Source organism: Enterobacter sp. SST3 (assembly GCF_000286655.1).
In the GTDB taxonomy this organism is placed as follows: domain Bacteria; phylum Pseudomonadota; class Gammaproteobacteria; order Enterobacterales; family Enterobacteriaceae; genus Enterobacter; species Enterobacter roggenkampii.
This window is the reverse complement of record NZ_ALNS01000004.1, coordinates 55,291-70,564: the sequence shown is the minus strand read 5'-3', so window position 1 is coordinate 70,564 and position 15,274 is coordinate 55,291. Positions and strand designations below refer to the sequence as shown.

General features: G+C 58.0%; 20 protein-coding genes. 16 read left to right on the top strand and 4 right to left on the bottom strand.

What is annotated here, in order from left to right:
* Positions 1-8: 8 nt before the first annotated feature.
* From cysD to B498_RS19555, 10 genes are all read left to right on the top strand, one after another.
* On the top strand, positions 9-917 hold the full coding sequence (cysD, locus tag B498_RS19510; RefSeq protein WP_008499613.1) for a sulfate adenylyltransferase subunit CysD: 909 nt from the start codon (positions 9-11) through the stop codon (positions 915-917).
* Between the two features lie 9 nt (positions 918-926).
* Positions 927-2,351 carry a sulfate adenylyltransferase subunit CysN gene (cysN, locus tag B498_RS19515; RefSeq protein WP_008499612.1) on the top strand — a complete coding sequence of 475 codons (1,425 nt, stop codon included), beginning with the start codon at positions 927-929 and terminating at the stop codon, positions 2,349-2,351.
* A complete protein-coding gene (gene cysC / locus B498_RS19520) occupies positions 2,351-2,956 on the top strand; it encodes an adenylyl-sulfate kinase (protein WP_008499611.1) in 606 nt (201 codons plus the stop codon). Before cysN ends, cysC begins: the two co-directional genes overlap by 1 nt.
* A 58-nt stretch (positions 2,957-3,014) precedes the next feature.
* Complete coding sequence (locus B498_RS19525; protein WP_008499610.1) at positions 3,015-3,341, top strand: DUF3561 family protein; 327 nt, start codon at positions 3,015-3,017, stop codon at positions 3,339-3,341.
* Between the two features lie 166 nt (positions 3,342-3,507).
* Positions 3,508-3,819: a cell division protein FtsB gene (gene ftsB / locus B498_RS19530; RefSeq protein ID WP_008499609.1), complete on the top strand. Its 312-nt coding sequence runs from the start codon at positions 3,508-3,510 to the stop codon at positions 3,817-3,819.
* Between the two features lie 19 nt (positions 3,820-3,838).
* Positions 3,839-4,549 carry a 2-C-methyl-D-erythritol 4-phosphate cytidylyltransferase gene (ispD, locus tag B498_RS19535; RefSeq protein WP_008499608.1) on the top strand — a complete coding sequence of 237 codons (711 nt, stop codon included), beginning with the start codon at positions 3,839-3,841 and terminating at the stop codon, positions 4,547-4,549.
* Positions 4,549-5,028 (top strand): 2-C-methyl-D-erythritol 2,4-cyclodiphosphate synthase, encoded by a 480-nt coding sequence (ispF, locus tag B498_RS19540; protein ID WP_008499607.1) that lies wholly within the window; start codon positions 4,549-4,551, stop codon positions 5,026-5,028. The genes ispD and ispF overlap by 1 nt, the downstream gene beginning before the upstream one ends.
* On the top strand, positions 5,025-6,074 hold the full coding sequence (gene truD / locus B498_RS19545) for a tRNA pseudouridine(13) synthase TruD (RefSeq protein ID WP_008499606.1): 1,050 nt from the start codon (positions 5,025-5,027) through the stop codon (positions 6,072-6,074). The genes ispF and truD overlap by 4 nt, the downstream gene beginning before the upstream one ends.
* The gene (surE, locus tag B498_RS19550) at positions 6,055-6,816 is read left to right on the top strand and encodes a 5'/3'-nucleotidase SurE (protein ID WP_008499605.1); all 762 of its coding nucleotides are present in this window, start codon (positions 6,055-6,057) and stop codon (positions 6,814-6,816) included. The genes truD and surE overlap by 20 nt, the downstream gene beginning before the upstream one ends.
* Entirely contained in the window at positions 6,810-7,436 is a 627-nt protein-coding gene (locus B498_RS19555) for a protein-L-isoaspartate(D-aspartate) O-methyltransferase (protein WP_008499604.1), read from the top strand. The genes surE and B498_RS19555 overlap by 7 nt, the downstream gene beginning before the upstream one ends.
* A gap of 94 nt (positions 7,437-7,530) precedes the next feature.
* Here the strand turns inward: B498_RS19555 and B498_RS23490 are convergent, their stop codons facing one another.
* Entirely contained in the window at positions 7,531-7,662 is a 132-nt protein-coding gene (locus B498_RS23490) for a peptidase (protein ID WP_369751013.1), read from the bottom strand.
* On the opposite strand from B498_RS23490, the gene nlpD reads away from it, so the two are divergent.
* Both nlpD and rpoS read left to right on the top strand, forming a co-directional pair.
* On the top strand, positions 7,604-8,677 hold the full coding sequence (nlpD, locus tag B498_RS19560) for a murein hydrolase activator NlpD (protein ID WP_240613108.1): 1,074 nt from the start codon (positions 7,604-7,606) through the stop codon (positions 8,675-8,677). The two genes, B498_RS23490 and nlpD, sit on opposite strands and share 59 nt — an antisense overlap.
* A 59-nt stretch (positions 8,678-8,736) precedes the next feature.
* On the top strand, positions 8,737-9,729 hold the full coding sequence (gene rpoS / locus B498_RS19565; RefSeq protein WP_008499600.1) for an RNA polymerase sigma factor RpoS: 993 nt from the start codon (positions 8,737-8,739) through the stop codon (positions 9,727-9,729).
* A gap of 52 nt (positions 9,730-9,781) precedes the next feature.
* On the opposite strand, the gene B498_RS19570 is transcribed toward rpoS, so the two are convergent.
* A complete protein-coding gene (locus tag B498_RS19570; protein WP_008499599.1) occupies positions 9,782-10,162 on the bottom strand; it encodes a DUF4440 domain-containing protein in 381 nt (126 codons plus the stop codon).
* Entirely contained in the window at positions 10,159-11,361 is a 1,203-nt protein-coding gene (locus B498_RS19575; RefSeq protein ID WP_008499598.1) for an MFS transporter, read from the bottom strand. The genes B498_RS19570 and B498_RS19575 overlap by 4 nt, the downstream gene beginning before the upstream one ends.
* 108 nt (positions 11,362-11,469) lie before the next feature.
* On the opposite strand from B498_RS19575, the gene B498_RS19580 reads away from it, so the two are divergent.
* Complete coding sequence (locus tag B498_RS19580) at positions 11,470-12,357, top strand: LysR family transcriptional regulator (RefSeq protein WP_032622703.1); 888 nt, start codon at positions 11,470-11,472, stop codon at positions 12,355-12,357.
* Here the strand turns inward: B498_RS19580 and B498_RS19585 are convergent.
* Complete coding sequence (locus B498_RS19585) at positions 12,354-12,761, bottom strand: MarR family winged helix-turn-helix transcriptional regulator (RefSeq protein ID WP_008499596.1); 408 nt, start codon at positions 12,759-12,761, stop codon at positions 12,354-12,356. The genes B498_RS19580 and B498_RS19585 overlap by 4 nt on opposite strands.
* Positions 12,762-12,933: 172 nt before the next feature.
* Here B498_RS19585 and B498_RS19590 point away from each other — a divergent pair, with 172 nt between their 5' ends.
* From B498_RS19590 to B498_RS19600, 3 genes are read left to right on the top strand one after another with little or no spacing between them, the layout of a single operon-like run.
* Entirely contained in the window at positions 12,934-13,536 is a 603-nt protein-coding gene (locus B498_RS19590) for a non-oxidative hydroxyarylic acid decarboxylases subunit B (protein ID WP_008499595.1), read from the top strand.
* On the top strand, positions 13,526-14,953 hold the full coding sequence (locus tag B498_RS19595; protein WP_008499594.1) for a non-oxidative hydroxyarylic acid decarboxylases subunit C: 1,428 nt from the start codon (positions 13,526-13,528) through the stop codon (positions 14,951-14,953). The genes B498_RS19590 and B498_RS19595 overlap by 11 nt, the downstream gene beginning before the upstream one ends.
* Before the next feature lie 10 nt (positions 14,954-14,963).
* On the top strand, positions 14,964-15,185 hold the full coding sequence (locus B498_RS19600; RefSeq protein WP_003862116.1) for a non-oxidative hydroxyarylic acid decarboxylases subunit D: 222 nt from the start codon (positions 14,964-14,966) through the stop codon (positions 15,183-15,185).
* The last annotated feature ends 89 nt before the right edge of the window (positions 15,186-15,274 follow it).

Here is a 15,274-nt window from a genome sequence, read left to right as displayed (position 1 = left end):
GAACGGTTATGGACCAAAAACGTCTTACACACCTGCGGCAGCTCGAAGCGGAAAGTATCCATATTATCCGCGAAGTGGCCGCCGAGTTTTCTAACCCGGTGATGATGTACTCCATCGGTAAAGATTCCAGCGTCATGCTGCATCTGGCGCGTAAAGCGTTTTATCCGGGCACGCTGCCGTTCCCGCTGCTGCACGTGGACACCGGCTGGAAATTCCGCGAGATGTACGAGTTCCGCGATCGTACCGCGAAAGCCTACGGCTGCGAGCTGCTGGTGCATAAAAACCCGGAAGGGGTGGCGATGGGGATTAACCCGTTCGTGCACGGCAGCGCCAAACACACCGATATCATGAAAACCGAAGGGCTGAAGCAGGCGCTGAACAAATACGGTTTTGACGCGGCCTTCGGCGGCGCGCGCCGTGACGAAGAGAAATCCCGCGCCAAAGAGCGTATCTACTCCTTCCGCGATCGCTTCCACCGCTGGGACCCCAAAAACCAGCGTCCGGAGCTGTGGCACAACTACAACGGCCAGATTAACAAGGGCGAAAGCATCCGCGTCTTCCCGCTCTCCAACTGGACCGAGCTGGATATCTGGCAGTACATCTATCTGGAAAACATCGAGATCGTTCCGCTGTACCTGGCCGCCGAGCGCCCGGTGCTGGAGCGTGACGGCATGCTGATGATGATCGACGACGATCGCATCGACCTGCAGCCGGGTGAAGTGATCAAAAAACAGATGGTGCGTTTCCGCACCCTCGGCTGCTGGCCGCTGACCGGCGCGGTGGAATCCAACGCCCAGACGCTGCCGGAGATCATCGAAGAGATGCTGGTGTCGACCACCAGCGAGCGACAGGGGCGCGTGATTGACCGCGACCAGGCAGGCTCCATGGAGCTGAAGAAACGTCAGGGTTATTTCTAAGGAGCCGCCATGAATACCACTATTGCTCAACAAATTGCCAACGAAGGCGGCGTGGAAGCGTATCTGCACGCGCAACAACACAAAAGCCTGCTGCGTTTTCTGACCTGCGGCAGCGTGGATGACGGGAAAAGTACCCTGATTGGCCGTCTGCTGCACGATACGCGCCAGATTTATGAAGATCAGCTCTCCTCCCTGCATAACGACAGTAAGCGTCACGGTACCCAGGGCGAAAAGCTGGATCTGGCACTGCTGGTGGATGGCCTGCAGGCGGAGCGCGAGCAGGGCATCACGATTGACGTGGCCTACCGCTATTTCTCTACCGAGAAGCGCAAATTTATTATCGCCGACACCCCGGGGCACGAACAGTACACCCGCAATATGGCGACCGGCGCGTCGACCTGTGACCTGGCGATCCTGCTGATCGACGCCCGTAAAGGCGTGCTGGATCAGACCCGTCGCCACAGCTTTATCTCCACGCTGCTGGGGATCAAACATCTGGTGGTGGCGGTCAACAAGATGGATCTGGTGAACTTCAGCGAAGAGAAGTTCGAGGAGATCCGCCAGAGCTACCTGACCTTTGCCGAACAGCTGCCGGGCAACCTGGATATCCGCTTTGTGCCGCTCTCGGCGCTGGAAGGGGATAACGTCGCCTCCCAGAGCGCGAACATGCCGTGGTACAGCGGCCCGACGCTGCTGGAGGTGCTGGAGACGGTTGAAATCCAGCGCGTGGTCGACACTCAGCCGATGCGCTTCCCGGTGCAGTACGTCAACCGTCCAAACCTTGATTTCCGCGGCTTCTCCGGCACGATTGCCTCCGGGACCGTGAAGGTAGGGCAGCGCGTCAAGGTGCTGCCATCCGGCGTGGAATCGACCATCGCACGCATCGTCACCTTCGACGGTGACCTGCAGGACGCGGGCGCCGGTGAAGCGGTTACGCTGGTGCTGAAAGACGAGATTGATATCAGCCGGGGCGACCTGCTGGTGGACGCGCAGGAAACGCTGGCGGCGGTGCAGGGCGCGTCCGTGGACGTGGTGTGGATGGCGGAACAGCCGCTGACGCCGGGCCAGAGCTACGACATCAAAATCGCCGGCAAGAAGACCCGCGCCCGCGTGGACGGTATTCAGTTCCAGGTGGACATCAACAACCTGACCCAGCGCGAGGTCACCGAGTTGCCGCTGAACGGTATTGGTCTGGTCGATCTGACCTTTGACGAACCGCTGGTGCTGGATCCGTATCAGCAAAATCCGGTGACGGGCGGGCTTATCTTTATTGACCGCCTGACGAACGTCACCGTCGGCGCGGGGATGGTCCGTGAGCCAAACGAACAGGCGTCCGCGGCTTCAGAATTCAGCGCCTTTGAGCTGGAACTGAACGCGCTGGTGCGTAAGCACTTCCCGCACTGGGGCGCGCGCGATCTGCTGGGAGGCAAGTAATGGCTGCCCATGATGAGAACGTCGTCTGGCATCCTCATCCGGTCACCGTCGCCCAGCGCGAACAGCTCCACGGTCACCGTGGAGTTGTGCTGTGGTTTACCGGGCTGTCCGGCTCGGGTAAATCGACGGTGGCGGGCGCGCTGGAAGAGGCATTGCATCAGCAGGGCGTAAGCACGTACCTGCTGGATGGCGACAACGTGCGCCATGGCCTGTGCAGCGATTTAGGGTTCAGCGACGACGACCGCAAAGAGAACATCCGTCGGGTCGGGGAGGTCGCCAGCCTGATGGCCGACGCCGGGCTGGTGGTGCTGACCGCATTTATCTCTCCACACCGCGACGAGCGCCAGATGGTGCGCGAACGCGTGGGCCAGGATCGCTTTATCGAAGTGTTTGTGGATACGCCGCTGGAGGTTTGCGAAGCGCGCGACCCGAAAGGGCTGTACAAAAAAGCGCGTGCCGGAGAATTGCGCAACTTCACCGGCATTGACGCGGTATACGAAGCGCCTGAATCGCCTGAAATTCACCTGGAGGGTCAACAATTGGTAACAAATTTAGTAAGCCAATTATTAGACCTGCTCAGACGGGACGATATTATCAGATCCTGAGACGGTATCGTTCGGGAGCTGTCTTCCCGAACGATGAGTCACGGTCACAGGACTAGCTATGCGCAACAGTGAACATTACATCACCACCACCGGGTCGGAGCCGCTTGCGACCGACGACGAAACGACCTGGTCATTTCCTGGGGCCATCATTGGCTTCGTCTCATGGTTGCTGGCGCTGGGTATCCCGTTTCTTATCTACGGCGGCAACACGCTGTTCTTCTTTCTCTACACCTGGCCTTTCTTTCTCGCGCTGATGCCCGTGGCGGTTGTCGTCGGCATTGCGCTTCACTCGCTGCTCAACGGCAAGCTCCTGTACAGTACCGTGGTCACGATTGTGACGGTGGTGCTGATGTTTGGTCTGTTATTTTTGTGGCTCATGGGCTAACTTCAGCCATAATTCAAACCGTAACCAACTGTGTAACGATATTGAGCAGGACGATTCTGCGGAAAAAATGTGGTACATTTGCCCGCGATGTTGCGGCATCTCTGTTACCCCGGCGTAGTGCTCTGGGGAAGTCTTGGGATGATGATGCCGTTTTTCAGGGGGCAGGATGGGTAAACTAACGCTGCTGTTGCTGGCTTTGCTAATCTGGCTGCAATATTCGCTGTGGTTCGGTAAGAACGGACTGCACGACTATAGCCGGGTGAGCGATGACGTCGCGGCTCAGCAGGCAACAAACGCCAAACTTAAGGCGCGAAACGATCAACTCTTCGCTGAAATTGATGACCTCAATGGCGGGCAAGAGGCGATTGAGGAACGCGCACGCAATGAACTCAGTATGACTAAGCCGGGCGAAACCTTTTATCGTCTGGTTCCGGATGCGTCTAAACGCAATCAGGGCTCAGCACAAAACAATCGATAATCAGGCCCAGGATTACGACATGGCAGTAACTTTTTCGGACGTATGCGCCGTGGTGCCGGCCGCAGGTTTTGGCCGGCGCATGCAGACAGAATGTCCCAAGCAATACCTCTCTATTGGCGATAAAACGATCCTCGAGCACGCCGTGGCGGCGCTGCTGGTGCACCCGCGGGTGACGCGGGCGATCATCGCTATCAGCCCCGGCGATGAGCGCTTCGCGCAGCTCCCGCTGGCAAATCATCCACAGATTACCGTTGTCGATGGCGGTGCCGAGCGCGCCGATTCCGTGCTGGCAGGCATTCAGGCGGCCGGTAACGCGCCGTGGGTGCTGGTCCATGACGCGGCACGTCCGTGCCTGCATCAGGACGATCTCGCTCGCCTGCTGGCATTGAGCGAAACCAGCAAAGTGGGCGGCATTCTGGCCGCTCCCGTGCGCGACACCATGAAGCGTGCCGAGCCGGGCAAACGGGCTATCGCCCACACCGTCGATCGCGTCGATCTATGGCACGCGCTGACGCCGCAATTTTTCCCCCGCGAATTACTCCACGACTGCTTAACGCGCGCGCTTAACGAAGGTGCGACCATCACGGACGAAGCCTCTGCGCTGGAGTACTGCGGTTTCCACCCTGAGCTTGTTGAAGGACGTGCTGATAATATTAAAGTGACGCGTCCGGAAGATTTACAGCTCGCGGAATTTTATCTTACCCGTTCGACCCATCAGGAGAAGGCATAATGCGAATTGGACACGGTTTTGATGTACACGCCTTTGGCGGCGAAGGCCCAATTATCATTGGCGGCGTGCGCATTCCTTATGAAAAAGGGCTGCTGGCGCATTCTGATGGCGACGTGGCGCTGCATGCGCTGACCGACGCGCTGCTGGGCGCGGCCGCACTGGGTGATATCGGCAAGCTGTTCCCGGACACCGACCCGGCGTTTAAAGGGGCGGACAGCCGTGAACTGCTGCGCGAAGCGTGGCGCCGCATCCAGGCGAAAGGCTATACCCTTGGCAACGTCGACGTGACGATTATCGCCCAGGCCCCAAAAATGCTGCCGCACATTCCGCAGATGCGCGTATTTATTGCAGAAGATCTGGGCTGCCACATGGACGACGTGAACGTGAAAGCGACGACGACCGAGAAGCTGGGCTTTACCGGTCGCGGCGAAGGCATTGCCTGTGAAGCCGTGGCGCTGCTGGTGAAGGCGAGCAAATGACAGACTTTGACAACCTGACATACCTGCACGGTAAGCCGCAGGGGGACGGGGTGCTGAAAGCCAGCCCTGAAGATTTCCTCGTGGTCGAGGATCTGGGCTTTGAGCCGGATGGCGAAGGCGAACATATCCTGGTGCGTATTCTGAAAAATGGCTGCAATACCCGCTTTGTGGCCGACGCGCTGGCAAAATTCCTCAAAATTCATGCCCGCGAGGTGAGCTTTGCCGGGCAGAAAGATAAACACGCCGTCACGGAACAGTGGCTCTGCGCGCGCGTTCCCGGCAATGCGATGCCTGATTTAAGCAAATTTGAGCTTGAGGGCTGTAAGGTACTGGAATATGCCCGCCACAAGCGCAAACTGCGTCTGGGCGCGTTAAAAGGCAACGCGTTTACGCTGGTGCTGCGCGAAGTGACTGACCGTGAAGACGTTGAAAAACGCCTGAATGCCATCAGCGACCGCGGCGTACCGAACTACTTTGGCGCGCAGCGCTTTGGCATCGGCGGCAGCAACCTGCAGGGCGCACTGCGCTGGGCGCAAAGCGACGCGCCGGTGCGTGACAGGAATAAACGCAGTTTTTGGTTGTCGGCGGCCCGCAGTGCGTTGTTTAATCAGATTGTGAGCGAAAGGCTGAAAAAACCGGACGCGAATCAAGTTGTTGTTGGCGATGCGCTACAATTAGCGGGACGCGGAAGCTGGTTTGTGGCAACGGCCGAAGAGATGGCCGATGTCCAGTCGCGCGTGGACGCAAAAGGGCTGCTGATCACCGCCGCGTTGCCCGGTACGGGCGACTGGGGAACACAGGGCGACGCGCTGGCCGCCGAGCAGTCAGCCGTGGCGGATGCGCCAGAATTGCAGTCCTTGCTGGTGCGGGAAAAAGTCGACGCGGCACGCCGCGCGATGCTGCTCTATCCGCAGCAGTTAAGCTGGAACTGGTGGGATGACGTGACCGTCGAGTTACGCTTCTGGCTGCCGGCAGGCAGCTTTGCCACCAGTGTTGTCAGGGAACTTATCAACACCTCGGGTGATTATGCGAATATTGCTGAGTAACGATGACGGGATCCACGCGCCAGGCATTCAGACCCTGGCGAAACACCTCCGTGAGTTTGCGGATGTGCAGGTTGTGGCGCCCGATCGTAACCGCAGTGGAGCGTCTAACTCGCTGACGCTGGAGTCGTCGCTTCGCACCTTTACCTTTGAAAATGGCGATATTGCCGTACAGATGGGCACGCCAACCGACTGTGTTTTTCTGGGCGTGAACGCGCTGATGCGGCCGCGTCCGGATATCGTCGTCTCCGGCATTAACGCCGGGCCTAACCTCGGCGATGACGTGATTTACTCCGGCACCGTGGCGGCCGCAATGGAAGGCCGCCATCTGGGATTCCCGGCGCTGGCGGTCTCGTTGAACGGCTACACGCACTACGACACCGCCGCCGCGGTGACCTGTTCGATCCTGCGGGCGCTCGGCCGCGAGCCGTTGCGTACCGGACGCATCCTCAACATCAACGTGCCGGATCTTCCTCTCGATGAAATTAAAGGCATCCGCGTCACTCGTTGCGGGAGTCGACATCCTGCCGATCAGGTGATCCCGCAGCAGGATCCGCGCGGCAACACGCTTTACTGGATCGGCCCTCCCGGCGATAAGTGCGATGCGGGTCCGGATACCGACTTTGCCGCCGTGGAGGAAGGCTATGTTTCGGTTACCCCGCTGCACGTAGATTTAACCGCGTATAGAGCGCATGATGTGGTGTCGGGCTGGCTGGATCGCGCAGGAGTGAACGCGCAATGGTAAACAAACGTGTACAAACTCTTCTGGAACAACTACGCGCGCAGGGGATCCGCGACGAGCACGTGCTTGAAGCGCTCGCCCTGGTTCCGCGTGAGAAATTTGTAGACGAGGCGTTTGAACACAAAGCGTGGGAAAACGTGGCGCTGCCCATCGGGCAGGGCCAGACGATTTCGCAGCCTTACATGGTGGCTCGCATGACGGAGCTGCTGGAGCTGACGCCCGACTCCCGCGTGCTGGAGATTGGCACCGGGTCGGGGTATCAGACCGCGATCCTGGCGCATCTCGTTCATCACGTATGCTCCGTTGAGCGGATTAAAGGTTTACAGTGGCAGGCGCGTCGTCGCCTGAAACAACTTGATTTACATAATGTTTCGACACGACACGGTGATGGATGGCAGGGTTGGAAGGCTCGCGCCCCGTTTGACGCGATCATCGTGACGGCGGCCCCGCCTGAAATTCCAGCTGCCCTGTTGTCGCAGCTGGATGAGGGGGGCATTCTGGTTTTGCCTGTCGGGGACGAGCAGCAGCTGTTGAAGCGCGTTCGTCGGCGCGGCGGCGAGTTTATTATCGACACCGTGGAAGCCGTGCGCTTTGTGCCTCTGGTGAAGGGGGAGTTGGCCTGAGACTCGGAATTATCCAGGGTTATTAAGGCAAATTCAGCGTATGGTGTGGCGCGAAAGATTCGTGCCATCACGGTAAATTTTAAGTCACTGGTAGTTAACACATTCCTGGGGGATAAATGAGCGCGGGAAGCCCTAAATTCACCATCAGCCGTGTTGCGGCATTATCACTGGTTTCGCTCTGGCTGGCAGGCTGTACAAGTTCTAACAACGCGCCTGCGCCCGTCAGTTCCGTCGGCGGAAACAGCGGCTCCGGTAACACGTCCAGCGGAATGTTAATCACGCCGCCACCTAAAATGGGGACGGCTGCGCCGCAGCAAACACCACAAATTCAGCCTGTGCAACATCCTGTTACACAGCCAATGCAGGTTCAGCCAGTTGAACAGCCTGTTCAGACCCAAAACGGCCGCATAGTCTATAACCGCCAGTATGGGAACATTCCGAAAGGCAGCTACACCGGTGGCAGCACCTATACCGTGAAACGCGGCGATACGCTGTTCTACATTGCGTGGATCACCGGGAACGATTTCCGTGACCTCGCGCAGCGCAACAACGTCCAGGCCCCATACGGTCTGGAAGTCGGGCAAACGCTCCAGGTGGGCAACGCGACGGGTACGCCGCTTACGCCTGGCAACACGGTTTCAGCGGCCGATGTGACGGCTCAAAATAACAGCGTTAAGCCTGCACAAAAATCCACCACGGTGGTTGCTTCACAACCTGTAATTACGTATTCTGAGGATTCAGGTGATCAGACTGCTAACAAAATGTTGCCGAATAATAAAGGGACTGCGACTGCTGTCACAGCACCGGTTACGGCACCTGTGGTTAGCTCTACTGAACCGACTGCCAGCAGTATGACCTCCAGTTCGCCGATTTCTGCATGGCGCTGGCCGACTGACGGCAAGGTTATCGAGAACTTCTCTTCCTCCGAAGGGGGAAATAAAGGGATCGATATCGCAGGGAGTAAAGGACAGGCTATCATCGCGACCGCAGATGGACGCGTTGTGTATGCCGGTAACGCTCTGCGCGGTTACGGTAATCTTATCATCATCAAACACAACGATGATTACCTGAGTGCCTACGCCCATAACGACACAATGCTGGTCCGGGAACAACAAGAAGTTAAGGCGGGGCAAAAAATCGCTACCATGGGTAGCACCGGAACCAGTTCTACACGCTTGCATTTTGAAATTCGTTACAAGGGGAAATCCGTAAACCCGCTGCAGTACTTGCCGCAGCGATAATTTGACGGGGCATGCCAGCCAGGGTGTCTCGTTCAGGGATCACGGGTAGGAGCCACCTTATGAGTCAGAATACGCTGAAAGTTCATGATTTAAATGAAGACGCGGAATTTGATGAGAACGGAGTAGAGGCTTTTGACGAAAAAGCCTTAGTAGAAGAGGAACCCAGTGATAACGATTTGGCTGAAGAAGAGCTGTTATCGCAGGGCGCCACACAGCGTGTACTGGACGCGACTCAGCTTTACCTTGGGGAGATTGGTTACTCCCCACTGCTAACGGCCGAAGAAGAAGTCTATTTCGCACGTCGTGCTTTGCGTGGTGATGTTGCCTCGCGTCGTCGCATGATTGAAAGTAACCTGCGACTGGTCGTGAAAATTGCCCGCCGTTACGGCAATCGTGGTCTGGCTCTGCTGGATCTGATTGAAGAGGGCAACTTAGGTCTCATCCGCGCAGTTGAGAAGTTTGACCCGGAACGCGGGTTCCGTTTCTCAACCTACGCGACCTGGTGGATTCGTCAGACCATCGAACGGGCTATTATGAACCAGACCCGTACGATTCGCCTGCCGATTCACATCGTCAAAGAGTTGAACGTGTATCTGCGTACCGCGCGCGAGTTGTCCCATAAGCTGGACCACGAGCCAAGCGCAGAAGAAATTGCCGAACAACTCGATAAACCGGTTGATGACGTAAGCCGTATGCTGCGTCTCAACGAGCGCATTACCTCCGTTGACACCCCGCTGGGTGGCGACTCCGAAAAAGCGCTGCTGGACATCCTGGCCGATGAAAAAGATAACGGTCCGGAAGACACCACGCAGGACGATGACATGAAACAGAGCATCGTCAAATGGCTGTTCGAATTGAACGCCAAACAGCGTGAAGTGCTGGCGCGTCGCTTCGGTTTACTGGGGTATGAAGCTGCGACACTGGAAGACGTCGGCCGCGAAATTGGCCTGACCCGTGAACGTGTTCGTCAGATTCAGGTTGAAGGTCTGCGTCGCCTGCGTGAAATCCTGCAGGGGCAAGGTCTGAATATCGAAGCGCTGTTCCGCGAATAAGCAACCTTTCGTCAAAAAAGGCCCGTCGTGAGACGGGCCTTTTTCTTTTGTGTTACGGCTGCGTCGCCGTCTCGTGCAGCAGACGCCAGGTTATTTTGTCACCTTCCTGATTAAGCACCGCGGTTGACCAGCGCACGTTAACGGGCAGGTCTGGCCGGGTTTGCGTCTCCCGGTAGTGAAGCACTGCACCCCGTTCGCCGCTCTGGATCGTGGTTAATTCGTCAATGACGATTTTCAGCCCGGGACGGCTTCCGCGCTGTTTTTCCAGAAAACTGGCCAGGCCGTTATAGTCGACCTGCACACCGCTCGGCGGGATCATCAGAAAATCGCGACGGAAACGGGCGAGCAGCGCGTCGGCCTCGCCTTCACCTTTGCCTAACCATGCTTCAAGCGCAATGTGGAGGTCGATAATGTCGTGTTCGAAAGGCGTCATGAATTCTCCTGTCGCAGCGGGTTTAGCACCTGCGTATTGTTAAGACGAAAAACGTACGGTACAGGCAGCAAGGTCATGCCTGCGGCAAAAATAAACATCCCGTGCCAGGCGGCGTGTGGCGTCAGCCACGCCTGCGCCAGGTTCAGCACCTGCGCCAGCAGCAGGGCACCGGCAAAAAAGCTCAATTGACGATTGAGATTCCACAGCGCGCTGGCATCCGGCATCTCGTCCCGGCGCGTTGTCAGAAACGCGCTGCTCTGAGCCGTGCTGCTGCACAGGCTTCCCCCGGCGCCCATCAGGGCAAACGCGACGGCAGGCAACAGCGTAGCCGAACTGACGTCAATCAAAAGCAGAATGCCCGTCGCCTGCAGCAGGCAGCCGATGACGATCAGGGGTCGGGGGCCGATACGGTTAAAATAACGTCCCGTTGCCGTGATGGCGATAAACGATGCCACAGACCACGGCAGCATGAGCATGCCCGTAGCGGCTGGGCTCATGTTCGCCACGTTCTGAAGATAAAACATGCCCGTGACGTTCACCCCAATAAATACGCCGGGTACGCAGATATACACAAGCATGGAAAAACGCAAAAGCGGGTCCGCGAGCAAGGTCAGGTTTAGCAGTCTGGCCGCGTTCATCGCAGGCATTTCGTGTTTAAGCCACAGACAGGCCAGAACGAAGGTCACGATAGCCACCGGTAGCGTGGCGAAAAAGATCCATCGCCAGCCTAGCGTCTGTACCAGCACGCCGCCGATAGCCGGGGAGCAGGCCGGGGCAAGCAGCGCGACCAGCATCACCGCCGAGGAGAGTCTGGCACGCTCGTGAGGCTTATACTGTTGCCAGGTCAGCGCCTGTCCGACGGGGATCAGTAAGCCTCCTCCCACGCCCTGAAGCACTCGCCAGGCAATCAGACTTTCAAGCGTTGCAGACAGGCCCGCCGCAGCGGAGGCGGCACTGAACAGAAAAAGCGAAAGCAGGATGACGCGTTTTGGTCCGATGCGGCGCGAGAGCTGGCTGCTGAACGGGATCGCCAGCGTCAGGCCGGCAATGTAGCCGTTACTGACCCAGGCAAGGGCAGAAGGCGTGGTGTTAAAGGCGTGAGCCATCGCCGGAAAGGAGACGCTGGCAATAAACATGTTGATCAAATCAAGAAAAAAGCCCAGCAGATAAACAACGGCAACTTGGCTGCGATACGTCATGGTGGATCCTCCGGTGAGGTGGCGTATCGTATCGGCTCGGGCATCACGGATAAACCTGACAAAGCGCGATATACTGTCAAAAATATTTTGACAGTAAAGGGCGAGATGATGATTAACCTGCAGCGGACGCAGATGTTTATCGCGGTGGCCGACACCGGCAGTTTTACGGCCGCCGCCGAGGCGATGGGGCTGACAAAAGCGGTGGTTAGCTTCAATATCCGCCAGCTTGAAGATGAGCTGGGCGTTACGCTGCTGCTGCGCTCCACCCGCCGCCTGACGCTAACCGAGGCGGGCGTGCTTTTTCATCAGCGCAGCGTCGCGCTTCTGAAGGAGGCCGAACGGCTGCAGGATGATGTCCGCGCGAACCATGCGGGGCTCACCGGCGAGCTGCGGATCACGACCACGCCTGAATATGGCGCCCGGGTCGTGGTGCCGCTGCTGGCCAGGTTTAGCCAGCAGCACACGGATCTTCGCGTCCGACATGTTTCGTCGTCACTGCACGCAGACCTTATCTCGGAGCGCTTTGACGTGGCCATCCGGCTGGGAACGCTTGTTGATTCGCGCAACCACGCCGCACTGATTTCTCACTTTTCTATTCTCCCCGTCGCGACGCCCGAGTGGCTTGCGAGAAACCCGATCGAATCGCTTGCGCAGCTGGCGCAGGCCGACTGGATTATCCACGAGCGCTTAGCCTCGCCGCTGCGCTGGCAGGTGAAAGATGCCCGCGGTGCGCCTGACGTGCTGGAGATAAAAAAGGCGCCGCGTTTGTTTGCCGACAGCGCTCAGGCCCTTATGGCTTTTGCGCTCGCAGGCGGTGGGGTGGCGTTACTGCCGGAATGGCTGGTGCGCGATGCGCTTGATGCGGGAACGCTGGTGACGATTTTACCGGAGTATACCTTTGCGCGGCAGGGGATCTATGCGGTCTATCCTGATGCCCGGCATGTGCCCGCAAAAGTGCGCACCTTTATCGATTTTATGCGCACCAGCGTGAGTTAATCGTGCATCATCTTTTTGATGAGCGCAGAGAACTGCTCCCGCTCGGCCTTGTTAAGGCGTCCTAAAAAGGCCTCATCAACCTCATTGCCTACCGGCTTACAGTCTGCAAGCAGGGCCTCACCTTCTGGCGTGAGGAAGACAAAGCGACGGCGCTTATCCGCAGGGTCGTGCTCGCGTTTGACCAGCCCGCGCGCCTCCATGCGGCTCAGCATTTCCGCCAGGGTCGCTTTCGTGCTGACCGCGACTTCAGTCAATGCCACCTGTTCAATGCCCGGATGCTCGGCAATCGAGCGCATCACCGCATACTGCGGCTTGGTCAGTTCCGGCAGGGCATGTTGCCACTTCGCGGTATGCTGTTGAAAAAGCTGACGTAACAGGTGGAACGCCTCTTGTCTTAGTTCCATGAACACTCCGACAGAAAAAATCACCCCCTATGATAGCCGCTAAAGTCCAGGATGATAATGCGGCATTTTTTAGCATTTTGTGTGATCGTGTACGAACAATCTTGTCAGAAAAACAATCCGGGAGTAGTTTACCTACAATGTTCGTACACGAACAAATTGATTGAGGTGATGAATGAGATTGATCGTGGGAATGACGGGGGCGACGGGTGCTCCGCTGGGCGTGGCGCTGCTGCAGGCGCTGCGGGAAATGCCGGAAGTAGAGACGCATCTGGTGATGTCGAAGTGGGCAAAAACCACCATTGAGCTGGAAACGCCTTACACCGCCCAGGACGTTGCTGCACTGGCTGACGTCGTCCACAGCCCGGCTGACCAGGCCGCCACCATCTCCTCCGGCTCGTTTCGTACCGACGGCATGATCGTCATTCCCTGCAGCATGAAAACGCTGGCCGGGATCCGCGCGGGCTATGCCGAAGGGCTGGTGGGCCGTGCGGCGGATGTCGTGCTGAAAGAGGGGCGTAAGCTGGTGCTGGTGCCCCGTGAAACGCCGCTCAGCACCATTCATCTGGAGAACATGCTGGCGCTCTCCCGAATGGGCGTGGCGATGGTGCCGCCCATGCCTGCGTACTACAACCACCCGCAAACCGCCGATGACATTACCCAGCATATTGTGACCCGCGTGCTCGACCAGTTTGGCCTGGAGCATAAAAAGGCGCGTCGCTGGAACGGGTTGCGGGAGGCGAAACATTTTTCACAGGAGAATAAAGATGGCATTTGATGATCTGAGAAGCTTCCTGCAGGCGCTCGATGAGCAAGGGCAACTGCTGAAAATTGAGGAAGAGGTAAACGCCGAGCCGGATCTGGCGGCGGCAGCCAACGCGACCGGCCGCATCGGTGACGGCGCACCCGCGCTGTGGTTCGACAATATTCGCGGCTTTACCGATGCCCGCGTGGTGATGAACACCATCGGCTCCTGGCAAAATCACGCTATTTCGATGGGGCTGCCTGCGAACACGCCGGTGAAAAAGCAGATCGACGAGTTTATTCGCCGCTGGGATAAATTCCCGATTGCGCCAGAGCGCCGCGCCAACCCGGCCTGGGCGCAGAATACGGTGGACGGTGAAGACATTAACCTGTTCGACATCCTGCCGCTGTTCCGCCTGAACGACGGGGACGGTGGTTTTTATCTCGACAAAGCGTGCGTTGTCTCGCGCGATCCGCTCGACCCGGATAACTTCGGCAAGCAGAACGTTGGCATCTACCGCATGGAAGTGAAGGGCAAGCGCAAGCTCGGCCTGCAGCCGGTGCCGATGCACGATATCGCCCTGCATCTGCACAAAGCGGAAGAGCGCGGCGAAGACCTGCCGATTGCGATTACGCTGGGCAACGACCCGATCATCACCCTGATGGGCGCGACGCCGCTGAAATACGATCAGTCGGAATATGAAATGGCCGGCGCGCTCCGTGAAAGCCCGTACCCGATTGCCACCGCGCCGCTGACCGGCTTTGACGTGCCTTGGGGTTCTGAAGTGATCCTGGAAGGGGTGATTGAAGGCCGTAAGCGCGAAATTGAAGGGCCGTTCGGCGAGTTTACCGGCCACTACTCCGGTGGCCGTAACATGACGGTTGTGCGTATCGACAAAGTTTCTTACCGCACCAAACCGATTTTCGAATCCCTTTACCTCGGCATGCCGTGGACCGAGATTGATTATCTGATGGGGCCAGCCACCTGCGTGCCGCTCTACCAGCAGCTGAAAGCGGAGTTCCCGGAAGTGCAGGCGGTAAACGCGATGTACACCCACGGCCTGCTGGCGATCATCTCCACCAAAAAGCGTTACGGCGGCTTCGCCCGCGCGGTTGGCTTGCGCGCCATGACCACGCCGCACGGCCTGGGATACGTGAAGATGGTGATCATGGTGGATGAGGATGTCGACCCGTTCAACCTTCCGCAGGTGATGTGGGCGCTGTCATCGAAGGTCAACCCGGCAGGGGATCTGGTGCAGCTGCCGAACATGTCGGTGCTTGAACTCGATCCGGGATCCAGCCCGGCGGGCATTACCGACAAACTGATTATTGATGCGACCACGCCTGTCGCACCGGACACCCGGGGCCACTATAGCCAGCCGGTTCAGGATCTTCCCGAAACCAAAGCCTGGGCTGAAAAACTGACCGCGATGCTGGCTGCACGCCAATAAGGAGGAAAAGATGATTTGTCCACGTTGTGCCGATGAGCATATTGAAGTGATGGCGACGTCACCGGTGAAAGGGGTCTGGACCGTTTACCAGTGCCAGCATTGTCTGTATACCTGGCGCGATACCGAACCGCTGCGTCGTACCAGCCGCGAGCACTACCCGGAAGCGTTCCGCATGACGCAGAAGGATATTGACGAGGCGCCGCAGGTGCCGACAATCCCGCCGCTGCTCTAAAAAAAAGCCCGGTGGCGCTGCGCTTACCGGGCGATAATATTGTGCGGCCTTTTGCCCGGTGGCGCTGCGCTTACCGGGCCTACGGTTTT

Bases quoted from the DNA above. Each gene is read 5' to 3' on its own strand.
- B498_RS19595 (WP_008499594.1), top strand. From the start codon at position 13,526: ATGGCATTTGATGATCTGAGAAGCTTCCTGCAGGCGCTCGATGAGCAA.
- cysN (WP_008499612.1), top strand. From the start codon at position 927: ATGAATACCACTATTGCTCAACAAATTGCCAACGAAGGCGGCGTGGAA.
- B498_RS19525 (WP_008499610.1), top strand. From the start codon at position 3,015: ATGCGCAACAGTGAACATTACATCACCACCACCGGGTCGGAGCCGCTT.
- B498_RS19555 (WP_008499604.1), top strand. From the start codon at position 6,810: ATGGTAAACAAACGTGTACAAACTCTTCTGGAACAACTACGCGCGCAG.
- ispF (WP_008499607.1), top strand. From the start codon at position 4,549: ATGCGAATTGGACACGGTTTTGATGTACACGCCTTTGGCGGCGAAGGC.
- B498_RS19585 (WP_008499596.1), bottom strand. From the start codon at position 12,761: ATGGAACTAAGACAAGAGGCGTTCCACCTGTTACGTCAGCTTTTTCAA.
- B498_RS19570 (WP_008499599.1), bottom strand. From the start codon at position 10,162: ATGACGCCTTTCGAACACGACATTATCGACCTCCACATTGCGCTTGAA.
- cysD (WP_008499613.1), top strand. From the start codon at position 9: ATGGACCAAAAACGTCTTACACACCTGCGGCAGCTCGAAGCGGAAAGT.
- cysC (WP_008499611.1), top strand. From the start codon at position 2,351: ATGGCTGCCCATGATGAGAACGTCGTCTGGCATCCTCATCCGGTCACC.
- B498_RS19580 (WP_032622703.1), top strand. From the start codon at position 11,470: ATGATTAACCTGCAGCGGACGCAGATGTTTATCGCGGTGGCCGACACC.
- B498_RS19600 (WP_003862116.1), top strand. From the start codon at position 14,964: ATGATTTGTCCACGTTGTGCCGATGAGCATATTGAAGTGATGGCGACG.
- ftsB (WP_008499609.1), top strand. From the start codon at position 3,508: ATGGGTAAACTAACGCTGCTGTTGCTGGCTTTGCTAATCTGGCTGCAA.
- rpoS (WP_008499600.1), top strand. From the start codon at position 8,737: ATGAGTCAGAATACGCTGAAAGTTCATGATTTAAATGAAGACGCGGAA.
- B498_RS19590 (WP_008499595.1), top strand. From the start codon at position 12,934: ATGAGATTGATCGTGGGAATGACGGGGGCGACGGGTGCTCCGCTGGGC.
- B498_RS19575 (WP_008499598.1), bottom strand. From the start codon at position 11,361: ATGACGTATCGCAGCCAAGTTGCCGTTGTTTATCTGCTGGGCTTTTTT.
- truD (WP_008499606.1), top strand. From the start codon at position 5,025: ATGACAGACTTTGACAACCTGACATACCTGCACGGTAAGCCGCAGGGG.
- ispD (WP_008499608.1), top strand. From the start codon at position 3,839: ATGGCAGTAACTTTTTCGGACGTATGCGCCGTGGTGCCGGCCGCAGGT.
- surE (WP_008499605.1), top strand. From the start codon at position 6,055: ATGCGAATATTGCTGAGTAACGATGACGGGATCCACGCGCCAGGCATT.